General features: G+C 61.7%; 12 protein-coding genes. 8 read left to right on the top strand and 4 right to left on the bottom strand.

Going from position 1 to position 13314, the window contains the following annotated elements:
* Together GBB18_RS02960 and GBB18_RS02955 are read left to right on the top strand one after the other, a co-directional pair.
* Window positions 1-882, top strand: coding sequence for a universal stress protein (locus GBB18_RS02960; protein ID WP_151549468.1), 882 nt, complete (start codon window positions 1-3; stop codon window positions 880-882).
* Complete coding sequence (locus GBB18_RS02955; protein ID WP_151640714.1) at window positions 879-2423, top strand: APC family permease; 1545 nt, start codon at window positions 879-881, stop codon at window positions 2421-2423. The genes GBB18_RS02960 and GBB18_RS02955 overlap by 4 nt, the downstream gene beginning before the upstream one ends.
* Window positions 2424-2502: 79 nt before the next feature.
* Here GBB18_RS02955 and GBB18_RS02950 read toward each other — a convergent pair whose 3' ends face one another.
* Together GBB18_RS02950 and gabT are read right to left on the bottom strand one after the other, a co-directional pair.
* Window positions 2503-3714 carry an amino acid permease gene (locus GBB18_RS02950; RefSeq protein WP_151640713.1) on the bottom strand — a complete coding sequence of 404 codons (1212 nt, stop codon included), beginning with the start codon at window positions 3712-3714 and terminating at the stop codon, window positions 2503-2505.
* A 171-nt stretch (window positions 3715-3885) separates the two neighbouring features.
* On the bottom strand, window positions 3886-5214 hold the full coding sequence (gabT, locus tag GBB18_RS02945; protein WP_151640712.1) for a 4-aminobutyrate--2-oxoglutarate transaminase: 1329 nt from the start codon (window positions 5212-5214) through the stop codon (window positions 3886-3888).
* Between the two features lie 171 nt (window positions 5215-5385).
* Between gabT and GBB18_RS02940 the strand changes: the two genes are divergently transcribed.
* Window positions 5386-6927 (top strand): PucR family transcriptional regulator, encoded by a 1542-nt coding sequence (locus GBB18_RS02940; protein ID WP_192795900.1) that lies wholly within the window; start codon window positions 5386-5388, stop codon window positions 6925-6927.
* 276 nt (window positions 6928-7203) lie between these two features.
* Window positions 7204-8955 carry a siderophore-interacting protein gene (locus tag GBB18_RS02935; RefSeq protein ID WP_151640710.1) on the top strand — a complete coding sequence of 584 codons (1752 nt, stop codon included), beginning with the start codon at window positions 7204-7206 and terminating at the stop codon, window positions 8953-8955.
* Window positions 8956-9044: 89 nt separating this feature from the next.
* Here the strand turns inward: GBB18_RS02935 and fabG are convergent, their stop codons facing one another.
* Window positions 9045-9782 (bottom strand): 3-oxoacyl-ACP reductase FabG, encoded by a 738-nt coding sequence (gene fabG / locus GBB18_RS02930; RefSeq protein WP_151549474.1) that lies wholly within the window; start codon window positions 9780-9782, stop codon window positions 9045-9047.
* 435 nt (window positions 9783-10217) lie between these two features.
* Between fabG and GBB18_RS02925 the strand changes: the two genes are divergently transcribed.
* The 4 genes from GBB18_RS02925 (at window position 10218) to rplE (ending at window position 12423) form a co-directional block, all read left to right on the top strand.
* On the top strand, window positions 10218-10871 hold the full coding sequence (locus tag GBB18_RS02925) for a TetR/AcrR family transcriptional regulator (protein WP_151549475.1): 654 nt from the start codon (window positions 10218-10220) through the stop codon (window positions 10869-10871).
* A gap of 286 nt (window positions 10872-11157) precedes the next feature.
* Window positions 11158-11526, top strand: a complete 369-nt coding sequence (rplN, locus tag GBB18_RS02920; RefSeq protein ID WP_151528946.1) for a 50S ribosomal protein L14 — start codon at window positions 11158-11160, stop codon at window positions 11524-11526.
* A 4-nt stretch (window positions 11527-11530) separates the two neighbouring features.
* The gene (gene rplX, locus GBB18_RS02915) at window positions 11531-11845 is read left to right on the top strand and encodes a 50S ribosomal protein L24 (protein WP_151528945.1); all 315 of its coding nucleotides are present in this window, start codon (window positions 11531-11533) and stop codon (window positions 11843-11845) included.
* 2 nt (window positions 11846-11847) lie between these two features.
* On the top strand, window positions 11848-12423 hold the full coding sequence (gene rplE, locus GBB18_RS02910; RefSeq protein WP_151528944.1) for a 50S ribosomal protein L5: 576 nt from the start codon (window positions 11848-11850) through the stop codon (window positions 12421-12423).
* Window positions 12424-12558: 135 nt separating this feature from the next.
* On the opposite strand, the gene GBB18_RS02905 is transcribed toward rplE, so the two are convergent.
* Window positions 12559-13287 (bottom strand): hypothetical protein, encoded by a 729-nt coding sequence (locus GBB18_RS02905; RefSeq protein ID WP_151640709.1) that lies wholly within the window; start codon window positions 13285-13287, stop codon window positions 12559-12561.
* Window positions 13288-13314 lie beyond the last annotated feature (27 nt).

The raw sequence follows: 13314 nt of genomic DNA, 5'->3' as shown, positions 1-13314 counted from the left end.
ATGCGATGTGTAGTCGGCTATGAAGCCACCCCGCAAGGGCTCGACGCCCTGAACTTGGGCATTGATGTGGCCCAGTCCCTCGATGCCGAGCTCACCATCGTGCTCGTCTTGCGCCGCCACGATGTGTTTAGCCACGAATACCCGCCCACCGGCGATGCTCACGACATTCTGCTCAACCAAGGGTTCCGCTGGCTGAAAGAAGCGCTCTCCCTCGTGCCCGAGGACGTGCGCATCTGCGCCCGTATCTACTCGGGGGCCACGACTGCCGAAGGTCTCAGCCGTGCCGCCGAGGAACTCGAGGCGGATCTGCTGTGCGTGGGCGGGGCGTCCTCCAGCCCGCTGAAGCGGCACAAGTTGGGAACCGTGGCCACGGACTTGCTCTTCGGTTCGCCGGTGCCGGTGGCCTTGGCGCCGCGGGGCTATCGCCGCCACCCGCTCCGCCGCATTACCTGTGCGGTGGGTACCCGCCCCGGGTCGGGCAGTCTCGTCGAAACAGGGCTGCTCACGGCGCGCCGGGCAGAGGTGCCGCTGCGACTACTGGCGCTGCTGGGGGTCAATCACGATGAGGCCCGAGAGTCCTTCGCCCAGGAGAACGCCCAACGGGTACTCGATGATGCGCGGGTGACCCTCGGCATCGCCACTCGCGCGGTGCCGGTAGCGATCGAGATGGGCAAGAGCAGCGAGATCACCAGCGCGGTGAACACCGTGGAGTGGCGCGAGGGGGATCTACTGTGTGTGGGCTCCTCGCGAGTGGAGCAATCCCGCTCCGTCTTCGCCGGCTCCATCACCATGCGCATCCTCAAGCACCTGACGGTGCCGATGGTCATTGTGCCTCGCGGCCATTGCGTGCGCTTTGCGGTGGAGGAGGGGAGGACATCATGAGCGAGACCCCCTCTTTGTCCGTATCCAAGGGGCTGAGCTCCGGCACCGTCGGCATCGTCGGCGCTGCGGTGATTGGTATCTCCTGTATTGCCCCGGCTTATACCCTCTCGGGTGCGTTGGGCCCCACCGCCAGTGAGGTCGGCGAACACATGCCGGCTGTGCTCTTGGTGGGGTTTGTGCCCATGCTTTTGGTGGCCATCGGCTATCGCCAGCTCAATGAATCGATGCCGGACTCGGGAACGACGTTCACCTGGGCCACCCGCGCCTTCGGCCCGGTCATCGGCTGGCTGGGTGGTTGGGGATTATTGGCCGCCACCATCTTGGTGCTGTCCAACCTCGCGGGTATTGCGGTGGACTTCTTCTACCTGCTGCTATCGCAGGTATTTCTCCGCCCCGAATTGGCGGCGCTAAAAGATAATGTGCTGGTCAATATTCTCACCTGTTTGGTGTTTATCGTTATCGCTTCTGCCATCTCCTATCGCGGTCTCGATACCACCAAGACCATCCAGTATGTGCTGGTGGCCGTGCAGATCGGGGTGCTGCTGCTCTTTTCTGGGATGGCGTTATTCAAGGCAGAAAATGGCAGCGCTTTCGATAGCACCCCCTTCAGTTGGGAGTGGCTCAATCCCTTCGGGGTGAGCTCCTTCTCGGCCTTCGCCGCCGGTATTGCGCTATCGGTGTTTATCTACTGGGGCTGGGACGTGGTGCTCACCATGAGTGAGGAGACCCAGGGATCCAATTCCACCCCGGGCAAGGCAGCCACCGCCACCATCCTGGTGATCGTCGTGCTCTACCAAATCATTGCAATTTCCACGCTGCGCTATTCCGGTCCGGGCAGCGGCGAGTTCGGTTTGGGCAATGAGACGATTCAGGAGAATATTTTTGCCGAATTGGCTGGTCCGGTGATGGGGCCGGTGGCGATCCTCATGTCTATCGCGGTGCTCGGGTCCTCGGCGGCCTCGCTGCAATCTACCTTCATTGGCCCCGCCCGCACGATGCTGGCCATGGGATTTTATGGGGCGCTGCCGCAGCGTTTCGCGCAGGTGACACCCAAGTACCAGTCCCCGGGTTTCGCCACGATCGTGGCCGCGATGGTCTCCTTTGGTTTCTATGCGATCATGCGTGTCATCAGCGAGGCCGTGCTGTGGGATACCATCACGGCGCTGGGCATGATGGTCTGCTTCTACTACGGAGTGACGGCCTTCGCCTGCGTGTGGTACTTCCGCCACCAGTCCTTGAAGAGCTGGTCCACGGTGCTCACCCAGTTTTTGGCGCCCTTCATCGGCGGGGCGTTGCTGCTCATTTTCTTCTTCCAGACCTCCCACGACGCCATGGATCCCGCCTATGGCTCGGGCTCCGAGATCTTCGGCATGGGCTTGGTGTTCGTGCTCGGAATAACCATTTTGGTGCTGGGTGTGCTGGTTATGGCGCTGACGTGGTGGCGCAATCCCACCTTCTTCCGCAGCGAGGGGCTGAAGCGAGGTCTGCCGAGTGATGAGATGGTTACCGTCGATGATGTCCTCGACCTCGATCCCTACTAAAGGGGCTTGCACGCTTATCGACGCCGCCCTCCCCAGCCCCCTATCGCGTGGGGTGGGGAGGGCGTAGCGGTGATGTGGCCTATTGCCAGGCCTCCGGAACGAGGTGCAGCAGCAGCGCGATGCTGAAGAGGAAGGCGGCCATGTAGACCACAACGATGGTGCCTTGGATCAGCGGATGCGCCTGCCAGGTGGTCTGCCATGCGGCGGGCTTGTCGCCGTGGGCGCGGGCGGTATTGAGTAAGAGCACTGGCACGATAGACATGATTGCCCCGGCAAAGCCGCCGGCATAGCTGAGCGCACTGACGAAGCCGCCGAAGCCCGCCAGAGAGATGAGCAGCGGCGGGAGCACGGTGATGCCGACGGCGGCGACGCGCTGCCAGCCATATTCCGGCCAGTGGGCGATGTTTAACACATTGCGCATTGTGGTGAAGCCGATGGCCAAAAAGGAGGTCAGCATGGCCAGCAGGGCAAAGACATTGGCCAGCAGGTAGGCGACGTCGCCAAGCTTCTCGCCCCACGCGAGGGTGACGACCTCGGTGACATCGCCGCCGAGCAGCCCGAGCGCGGCGAAGGGCACGAGCGTGAGGGTGAAACCGGTGATGCACATGCCGGCAACAATGGCGTGCGGAATGGAGGAGGGGTTATCCTCGGCGAGCCCGCGCGCCAGCTCGGGCACCACATACTGGGCGAGGAAGGTAAACACCGCCAAGTTCATGATCGGCACAATGTAGTAGGGGCGCAGAATCCACAGATTCTCCAGATCAATGCCCGGGCCAAAGAAGGTCCAGCCGCAGAGGATGGCGATGATGGCGGCCATGCCGGTGGTGATCGCGCCCTCGGCGATGCCGGTGGCGTGCAGTCCCTTCCACATCACCACCGAGCCCAGGAGGAAAAATAGCAGCGTGCCGAGGGTGGGGGAGATGTCGAGGAGATTGTGCAGGAGCCGGCCCGAGCCGGCGGCGTAGGCGATGAGCGCGCCGATACCGTTGATAAGGATGGCGCTAAACACCAGCCAGCGGCCGAGATTGCCGAGGTATTTCTCGGCGAGGCCGGAGAGCTGCAGCGGCTCCTGGGTACGCAGCGACACCTCGGCCACATAGAGCATGGAGATCGTGGTGAGAGTGCCGGCGATGAGCAGCGCGATCACGAGCGCTAAGAACCCACCATTTTTGCCGGCATAGGGCAGGGAGAGGATGCCGGCACCGATATTGGTGCCGAAAATCAGCGCCACTCCTTGCAGCGGGGTGATGCGGTGTTCTCTGTCCGCGCTGGTGCGAGTCTGTGTGCTCATAGATCACTCCTTGAGAAGATCGAAAAGGTATATGGGCCTAAGAGAAACCGCACTAGGTGCCTGTGTGGGGCCTCTGGTGCGGTGTATGTGGGGCGCTGATACGCGCCCAGCCTCTTGTTCCACCAGCCCAGCCGCGAGTCGGGCTGGTGGGGGAGGGCAATAGAAGGGGGGCTAGGAACGGGCGCGAATCTCGGCGGCGAGAATGTCTAGGCCTTCGCGGAGCAGCGCCTCGCTGATCACGAGGGAGGGCAGCAGGCGAATGACATTGCCATCGATGCCGCAGGAGAGAATGAGAATTCCCTGTTCCTTGCAGGCAGCTGCCACCTCACTGGTGAGGGCGCCAAGGGGCTCGCCGTCACTAGTGGCCAGCTCGATGGCGATCATTGCGCCGCGGCCGCGGACCTCAGCGACAGTGTCGAGCTCGGTGAGGGGCTCCAAGACCTCGCGGATGATGCGTTCCATCTCGCGGGCGCGCCCCGCTAGATCGTGCTCCTCCATCTCGCCGATGGCGGCCAGCGCGGCGTCGCAGGCGATGGGGTTACCGCCATAGGTGCCGCCAAGCCCGCCCACCACGGGCGCGTCCATCATCTCGGCGCGGCCGGTGACTGCCGAGAGCGGCAGACCGCCGGCAATCCCCTTGGCCATGGCCACGAGATCCGGCACCACCTGCTCCTCCTCGCAGGCGAACCACTGGCCCGTGCGGCAGAAGCCGGCTTGGATCTCATCGGCCACGAAGACCACATTGTTGTCCCGGCACCACGCCTGCAGGGCGGGCAAGAAGCCGCGAGCCGGTTCGATGAAGCCTCCCTCGCCCTGGATCGGTTCGATCACCACGCAGGCGAGATTCTCGACGCCGATCTCCTGCTCCATCATGGTGGTGGCGCGGGCGGCGGCACTAGCCCCATCGAGACCATCGCGCAGTGGATAGGACATCGGGGCGCGGTACACCTCGGCGGCGAAGGGGCCGAATCCCGTTTTATAGGGCTTGTTCTTGGCGGTCATCGCCATGGTGAGGTTGGTGCGGCCATGGTAGCCGTGATCGAAGACAACCACGGCGTTCTTGCGGGTGTGGGCTCGGGCGATCTTTACCGCGTTTTCCACAGCCTCGGCGCCGGAGTTGAGCAGCACCGACTTCTTGTGGTGATCGCCCGGAGTGAGCTCGGCTAGCTTCTCGCACACGGCCACATAGGACTCGTAGGGCGAGACCATGAAGCTGGTGTGGGTGAAGTGGGTGGCCGACTCGGCCACCGCCTCCGCCACCTTCTTATTGGAGGCGCCCACCGAGGTGACGGCGATGCCAGAGGCAAAGTCGATAAAAGAATTGCCGTCGGCGTCGACAAGCACACCGCCATCGGCGTCTACGACGAAGCCGGGCAGTCCCGGGCACAGGGCGCGGGCCACCGCAGCTTCGCGACGCTCACTCAAGGCAGCGGAGCGCGGTCCCGGCAGGCTGGTATGCACGGCGCGTTCCTGGGGGAGGCGATAGGTGAAATCGTGCATGGGCAACTCCTTTGAGCGTGGTTGGGGACTCTGAAAGCGTGATGCGTGGGCGCGAATCCACTAGTAACTGTGACCTATATCGCGCCAACGCCGGTAGCCTTGAGTATGCACCCCGAGCCCGCTCGAGGAATATCGCCATCTAGTCCAAAAAATTTATATAGATTGGACGCCATGGCGAATCCTGTGCGTGCGGCAGAACCGGCGCTGTCCGGCACCGCGACCTCCCCGTTGACTACTGACTGGCTGCTGCAACGACAGAGCCTCGAACTCACCCCACACAACGAGTGGAGCACCCAGTTTTTAGACATTCAAACCAATGAGCTGAAGAAACCCGCCGATTTCATCATCGCCAACTCCATCATTCTCACCCTCGGTATGTCCTTTACGGACACTCCTGAAGCACTGGGCGACTATGTGGATACCCTCGTCCACGCTGGGGCGGTGGCCATCGGCTTTGGCACTGGCTATGCCTTTGAGACGGTGCCGCAGCCACTGCTTGCTGCGGCGGAGCGGCACCGCATCCCCGTCTTTGAGGTTCCCCCGCACATCCCTTTTATCTCGGTGATCCATGCAGTGCACAAGGAGCAGGCGCGCCGCGCCGCCCAGGGGGAGCGCTGGCAGCAGCGTGTGCAGCAGCAGCTCAATAAGGATGCCGTCAGCGGTGATGTGCACCGGCTGCTCCACAGCGCCTCGGCCTCGCTGCAGGCGGCCATCGCGATTGCGGATAATGACGCTCGAGTGCTGGTGAATGTGCCCTTCGGTGGTATCGACGCGGGGGAGCTTGTGGTGGCCGATATTGCGGCCGGTCATCGCCACTCGCGGGCCGGGCGGACAGGAGAACTGGTGCACCTTACCCAGCGGCTTTCTGAACAGGGAGAACGCGTGAACCTGATGATGGTAGTGCGGCGCAGCAGCTTCCACACCCGGGAGCGCAGTGTGCTCCAGCACTGTAGTGGTCTGGCGGACATCTTGTTGCAGCGTCCTACCTTCCTGCGGGCCGCCCGTTCGGAGATGAACTCGCTGGCGCTGGCGCTGCTGCTCGGCATCGACCAAGAGGGCTCCTCGGTGGCTCATGCCATGCGCCATGCCGTGGATTCCCAAGGGCGCGTTCGCGCCGTGGTGGTGCGTGCGGATGATCCCGCAGCCCTGATGGCGGCGCGTACCACGCTCGACTCACGGCTACAGGCCCATTCCCGAGCGCTCTTTAGCCTGCCGCTGGACACCGACATGCAGCTTTTCCTATTTCGCGGCTCCCGCGATGATCACGACATTGTGGAGCACTTCGGTCCAGAGGTGCGCGAGGTAGCGATCGCCATGGGGGCGGCTATCCGGTGGAATGAGCTCAGCCGCGAGCATGTGGCTGAGCTGATGCGCCGCGCCCGGGCGACAGCCACCGGCGCGCATGTGGGCCCCTTCAATGTAAAAGCCTCCTGGCTACATCGGCCCGAAGTGCTCAGCGCCTTGCAGGCCCGCGGCGCGGAAACCTTCGATGTGCTCGCCGCCGCCGATGAACGCGACGGCACGGAATATGCCCGCACCCTCGAGCTGTATCTACGACTCGGCGGGCATATCGGAGATACCGCGGCGGCGCTGGGGGCGCATCGTCACACCGTGCGCAGCCGGCTCGCGCATATCAGCGAGGCGTGCAACGTTGACCTCTCCGATGCCGTGATCCGGGCCGAGTTGCTTTTTGTGGTGATTGCGCGGGACTAGGAGACAGCGGGCGCAATGTCCATCGATCCTGTGCTGCGTCAGAAGAAATTAATGAGCGTCTATTTCTAAATGCTCAAAACTCTTAAGCGGTTTCCTGTTCGAAGTCTGAGAGTGGCTCCTAGGTGTGGAAAAGGGGTCTGTTCAGTGTCGACAAATGTCGATAGCATGGTGGGGCAGTTCAGTATTTCTCGTGCCCAGATAGCTGTGGCAGATAATTGGCGGGGTTCTTCGCAGAAATATCCACAGCTATCTATATATAAGTGAGAAAGGCATTGTATGGCTCGGACACATAGACAACAGGATATATTTCCCATTACCCTGCGCGACCTCGAGGTGGTGCAGGTTCGTGATATTACGCCCAATCTCCGGCGCATCACTCTCGCTGGTGAGCAGCTCCAGGCCTTTGCCGGGTATGGCGTAGATAATCCGGAGTTCATCAGTACGGGTTTTGATGATGACGTCCGATTGGTCTTTCCGCACCCTGTCAGTGGCGATCGTCCCTATCCGCCGCCGCTGGGCAATGGCGCCCTCGATTGGACGGAAGAAGTAAAGAACCTCTTCCGCACATATACCGTGCGCCGATTCGATAAAGAGGCGGGCACCGTTGATATCGATTTCGCCCGCCACCACGACGGTCTCGCTGAGACATTTAGTGCCAAGGCAACTATTGGCGACAAAGTATATGTGGTGGGTCCGAAGAGAAGTGCCGCGCTGCCGACACACACGGACTGGCTTTTTCTCTGCGGCGATCACACCGCGCTGCCGGCTATCTCTCGCTGCCTCGAAGAGCTACCGCAGGGGCATCGCGTGATCGCGGTGATTGAGGTTGCTGAACGTTCGGACATTATGTCGCTTCCGAGCGATGCCGATGCAGACATCCACTGGGCGGTGGTCGCGGAAGGGGAGTCCTTCGCGGAGCGGGCTCTCAGCCTGCGAGATAGCCTGCCTGATGGTGAAGGCTTTGTGTGGGCGGCCGGGGAAGCGGGTGCCCTGAAGCAGATTCGTGCCCTCGCGAAGGAACTCGGCGTGGGGAGAGAGAACACCGAGATTGTCGGCTACTGGCGGGAGCACACATCCACCGTGGCTGAGGACGGCGCTCCGCTCAACACGCTCATGGCTATACGAGAAAAGCTCAGGGGAATGAGCAACATTCTCCCCATCTTTGCAGCGCAGGCCGCACTCCGCTCGGGTGTGGTGGCGCGGCTGTGGGAATTCACAGAGGGCGCTACCCCAGCGCAGATCACTGAGTCCGGCTGCGAACTTGATACCCATGCGGCACAGCGCTTGCTCCGCTATCTGTCCACTACCGGCCTTGTTATTGAGCAGGATGGACGCTTTGCTCTGAGCTCCGAGCTTGCCGAGGTGCTGGACTACGAGACCATGAGCTATCTCCTCGCCACGGACTTTAAGCCTGAGGTTATGGGGCTAGGGGAAGCACTGCGCGGCGGTCAGCCTCGTGGTGCATCTCCCGCAGCCGCTGCCCCTCAGCGTCATCCGCTGGATAGTTCCACCGCGCCGTGGATGGCGCCCGCCGTGGCGGCCGCCATCTCTCCGCAGCGCACGCTCAGTATCGGCGGCCCCGATGCAGAGGTGTACGCCGCCGAGATCGCGAGCCGCAAGGGCGTGACCGTCACGGTCGTTGTAGACGATGAGCGCGAGCTAGACCAGCGCGCTCAGGCCACGCAGGGCGAGCTAGAGCACGCAGGCATCACGCGTGCTTCGACATGGCAGGGGGATAGCGCGATGGTGATTACTCCCTGCGCGCTGGGTCCGATCGAGCAGCTCGGAGAGCTGCTGGAGCGCATCGCGGCGGCAGGAATCTCCACGTGTTGGATCGTGGAAGAGCTCATGGTCACGCACAGAATCCATGCGGAAGCATGCGAAAACGATTTGCAACGGCTCTGCGCTAACGGTGGCTGTGTTCCCTCTCAAGAGGAGATCACGGACGTGGTCACAGGCGCGGGGTGGCGAGTCGAAGCCGTACAGCCGGCCGGCTGGGGCATGCAGCTGCTCACCTTGAGCCGTTAAACCGCGGCCCCACATCGCCGGCCGCCTTAGCCCCTCAACACACAGCACCGTCCCGCTGGATATTTGGCAGCGCGCCGGTGTCGGTGTTTTTAGAAATCGGGTGATTCAGGCAGGATCTGGCCGCCATCGACCACAATGCCCTGACCGGTAATATAGCGGGCGGCATCGCTGGCGAGGAAGGCGACGGTGTGGCCGATGTCCTCGGGTGTGCCGAGGAATCCCAGCGGCACGGTGGCCTCCATGTCCGCGATGTACTTCTCGCCCATCTCCTTCAGGCCCGGGGTGAGAATATTGCCGGGAAGCACGGCGTTTACGGTGATGGACTGCGGCGCCAGCTCGATGGCGGCACTACGCACAAAGCCCATCTGGGCGGCCTTGGTGGCGCCATAGTGGGACCACAGCGGATAACCGGTGTAGTTACCCGTGATCGAGGAGGTAATCACCACGCGTCCCGCACCGGAGGCCGCGAGCAGCGGGGTAGCGGCCTGCACCATGTGGATGGTGCCCTTGACGTTGACGTCGAAGATGAGGTCAATGTCCTCATCGCTCATCTCCGCAATGGAGGATTGCGGATAGATGCCGGCGTTGCTGGCCAGGATGTCCAGGCTGTCGAAGCTCTCGAGGAGCTGGGTGCAGGCCTCGGCGTCGCGTACATCGAGGACATGTGCCTCAAACTCGGAGGCGGCGCACTCCTCCTCGGTTAGGCCGGTGACGATCACGTGGGCGCCTTGGGCGGCGAGAGCGCGGGCGATTCCCGCCCCAATGCCGAGGGTGCCGCCACTAACGAGTGCAGTCTTGCCATTCAGGGTATTCGGTGAAGTACTCATGTTTCTTTAGTGTAAGTATTTTCGTTAAGAATGGAACCCCTCCTGAGCTGGCCCGCATGCGCGGGCGGAGCACGCTTATCGACGCCACCTTGGGGACAGGGGGTGCATCTGAGAGGGGATGCGGGTCGCTCGGTGGGGTTACACAACACAGGTCCCTGTAATACGAATCGGGGCCAGAATGTACACCCCTTCGTAATTTATATTATGCATTATACTGAATATTAGTGAGAAGTTTTGTGGTCCCTATTGGGAATGGGGCACTCTAATCTGCGCTATTGTTGTTTCCTGGAGCGAGAGTTCCACGCTGGCAGGCTATATGTAGGAAAAATGCTGCATGTTCAACAATCTGACCTGTGCAGTGCGGCTAGCCTTACAGTTTCTGGTGACGCGTTGTGACGTGTCCCGTGAGTGCGTAGAGAAGAAAGGCGACGTTTTATGCCGACAGGGACTGGCGATATTGACGCTGCAATTTTGGATGCTGCGCGCCAGAGTGTGCTCGAGGAGGGCCTCGAACGCACCACAATGTCTGGTGTGGCGCGCCGGGCCGGCATTTCTCGGCCCACTCTCTATGCCCGATATAAGGCCCTGTCTGATCTGACCACCACGCTGCTCACCGAGGAGCTCTTGACTGTGGTCTCCGCACTCAATCCGGCCCCAGAGACCGTGGAGGATCTCATCGCCGCGCTGGTGGTCTCCGCTGAGCAGGCCTCCGCTAGCGAGCTTTTGGAAGCGGTGCTGCGAGCGGATTACTCCCACGCCTATACCTTCACTATTGAACGCCTCGGCAGTGGCCAGCTGCGCATCGTCGCCCTGCTGGAGAAGATCATCCAACGCATCCAAACCGCCGATGAAGTCCGCCTCGGAATCGGTGGGCGCGGCGCCGCCTCCGATGTGCCGTGTATCTCTGCCCGTGACCCGCGGGTATTGGCGCTGGTGAGCTACGGCATGGTGCGCCATGTTGCCGTCACCTCCACGCTCGCCGATAACGCCCTCGAGGGGCTATCGACCTGGCAGGAGGAGCTGGCCCGCAGCCTGCGCGGCTACCTGGTGGATCCCGAGCCGCAGCATCAGCGGGCTCGCCGCGCTTAACCCGCCCTGCGGTTTGGGTCTCGCGGGTACGGGTGGGGTGGTTGCGAGTGGGCGTCGACAAGCATCTGCGTGTGGCGAGAAAAATTTGGTGCACACGGTGGGCATGTGGTTGAATGTTCGGGTTGCAACCGTCACGCGACGGCATACATTCGGTGCGTTCCGAGCCGGATGGTCGTTCCCCGCTCATTAGGGCGGGTAGTAGTGGTTGTACGCAGAAAGACATAGACCGTGCGTGTACAGGACGGAAATCTGACACGCGTTATATCCAGGTCAGGAGAGACCCACTGTGATTCAACAAGAATCGCGTCTGAAGGTCGCCGACAACTCTGGTGCACGAGAGATTCTCTGCATCCGTGTGCTCGGCGGTTCCACCCGACGCTTCGCAGGAATCGGCGACGTCATTGTCGCCACCGTCAAGGAAGCTGCTCCGAATGGCAACGTGAAGTCTGGCGAGATCGTCAAGGCTGTCATCGTTCGCGCCAAGAAGGAGACCCGTCGCCCGGACGGCTCGTACATCAAGTTCGATGAGAACGCTGCAGTGATCATCAAGAACGACAACGAGCCCCGCGGTACCCGCATCTTCGGCCCCGTTGCTCGTGAGCTGCGCGACAAGAAGTTCATGAAGATTGTTTCTCTCGCTCCGGAGGTGATCTAAGACTATGAAGATCCACAAGGGCGATAACGTCATCGTGATCTCTGGTCCGGATAAGGGCGCTAAGGGCAAGGTCATTCAGGCTTTCCCGAAGCGGAACAAGGTCCTCGTCGAGGGCGTCAACCGCATCAAGAAGCACGTCGTCAACTCCGCACCCGAAGCCGGTGCTGAGTCCGGCGGAATTGTCACCCAGGAGGCTCCCATCCACGTGTCCAACGTGATGGTGCTCGACTCCGATGGCAACCCGACCCGCGTTGGCTACCGCTTCGACGAGAACGGCAAGAAGGTTCGTATCTCCAAGCGCAACGGGAAGGACATCTAACAATGGAGAACTACACCCCGCGTCTGAAGACCCGTTACCGCGAGGACATCAAGCAGAAGCTGGCTGAGGAGTTCAACCACTCCAACGTCATGGAGATCCCCGGCCTGACCAAGATCGTGGTCAACATGGGTGTGGGCGACGCCGCCCGCGACTCCAAGATGATCAACGGTGCTCTCGAGGACCTCACCGCTATCACCGGTCAGAAGCCGCAGATCCGTCGCGCCAAGAAGTCCATCGCGAACTTCAAGCTGCGTGAGGGCATGCCCATCGGCGCCCGCGTCACCCTGCGTGGCGACCGCATGTGGGAGTTCTTGGATCGTCTGCTGACCGTGGCTCTGCCGCGTATTCGTGACTTCCGTGGTCTGTCTGATCAGCAGTTCGATGGTCACGGTAACTACACCTTCGGTCTCACTGAGCAGTCCATGTTCTACGAGATCGACGTGGACAAGATTGACCGTCCGCGCGGTATGGACATCACCGTGGTTACCACCGCCACCAACAACGAGGAAGGCCGCGCCTTGCTGCGCCACTTGGGCTTCCCGTTCAAGGACAAGGATGGCAAGATGCAGCGCCCCTAAGGCGTTCATCGCTCGGCGCCGGCTAGTGAGTAGTCGCTAGGCAGCGCTGGGCATCTGTCTCAAGACTAGATAACCCGCCCCTTCTTTCCGGATCCGTTCCGGGGAAGGGGCGGGTTTTCTCTCTGTCTATCTTCGTTATGGCTGTGGCTGGGGGCGGGTGTTAAAGACCAATGCCATGGCGATAAGAGAGACGGGCAGGGCCAGGATGGGCCAGATATAGATCGCGCCGACTACGTTTTTGCTGATGATAAGCAGTGCGCCGATATGGGTGCTGATGGTGCCGAGCGCGGCGATGCTCAGTGCCAAGCGCTGGGTGAGGTTCCAGCGGTAGTAGCACACTGCAGCCACGAATCCGGCCCCGAGAACGAGGAGCAGGATTGTGGTGGGAAGGGTGAAAGCGAGCATGCCCAAGGCGGCCAGCGCGACGTAGCCCATCATGAGGAAATAGACGATGGGTGGCGCAGGCGTGGGGGATGGGTGCAGCAGCCCGCCGCGGGGAGCTCGCCGTCCTGTGCTGCGGGTGGCTCCTGGACCCCAGAGCTCCGCCCACGTGCCAAGGAGCGAGCCGCCGCAGGCCAAGGCGGCTACCAGTATGCCTATCCAGACGTCATAGATGCGTTCGGTGGCCACGATGGTGATGCCCGCTGCGACAAAGAGCGAGAAACGGGCGAGCGGCGGGAAGGTGGGGACCAGCGCGGCGTGAATAACCATCGCCAGCCCGCAGAGCACACAGAGCAACGCCGAGCCATCCGAGTAGCCCTCCTTGAGGGCCATAATCGCTAAAAAGAGCACCCCGGCAGTGATACTCAGGGCTCCCGTGGACAGCCCGATGGCGGGAATATCTTTGGTCGTTTGATGCTTCATACCTTCAGCTTAACGATCCATCGGCAA

This window comes from Corynebacterium sp. 11A, from assembly GCF_008930935.1.
Classification (GTDB): domain Bacteria; phylum Actinomycetota; class Actinomycetes; order Mycobacteriales; family Mycobacteriaceae; genus Corynebacterium; species Corynebacterium megadyptis.
This window is presented reverse-complemented; position numbering and strand designations above follow the sequence as displayed.

Bases quoted from the DNA above. Each gene is read 5' to 3' on its own strand.
- fabG (WP_151549474.1), bottom strand. From the start codon at position 9,782: ATGAGTACTTCACCGAATACCCTGAATGGCAAGACTGCACTCGTTAGT.
- gabT (WP_151640712.1), bottom strand. From the start codon at position 5,214: ATGCACGATTTCACCTATCGCCTCCCCCAGGAACGCGCCGTGCATACC.
- GBB18_RS02925 (WP_151549475.1), top strand. From the start codon at position 10,218: ATGCCGACAGGGACTGGCGATATTGACGCTGCAATTTTGGATGCTGCG.
- GBB18_RS02950 (WP_151640713.1), bottom strand. From the start codon at position 3,714: ATGAGCACACAGACTCGCACCAGCGCGGACAGAGAACACCGCATCACC.
- rplX (WP_151528945.1), top strand. From the start codon at position 11,531: ATGAAGATCCACAAGGGCGATAACGTCATCGTGATCTCTGGTCCGGAT.
- GBB18_RS02935 (WP_151640710.1), top strand. From the start codon at position 7,204: ATGGCTCGGACACATAGACAACAGGATATATTTCCCATTACCCTGCGC.
- rplE (WP_151528944.1), top strand. From the start codon at position 11,848: ATGGAGAACTACACCCCGCGTCTGAAGACCCGTTACCGCGAGGACATC.
- GBB18_RS02960 (WP_151549468.1), top strand. From the start codon at position 1: ATGCGATGTGTAGTCGGCTATGAAGCCACCCCGCAAGGGCTCGACGCC.
- GBB18_RS02905 (WP_151640709.1), bottom strand. From the start codon at position 13,287: ATGAAGCATCAAACGACCAAAGATATTCCCGCCATCGGGCTGTCCACG.
- GBB18_RS02955 (WP_151640714.1), top strand. From the start codon at position 879: ATGAGCGAGACCCCCTCTTTGTCCGTATCCAAGGGGCTGAGCTCCGGC.
- GBB18_RS02940 (WP_192795900.1), top strand. From the start codon at position 5,386: ATGGCGAATCCTGTGCGTGCGGCAGAACCGGCGCTGTCCGGCACCGCG.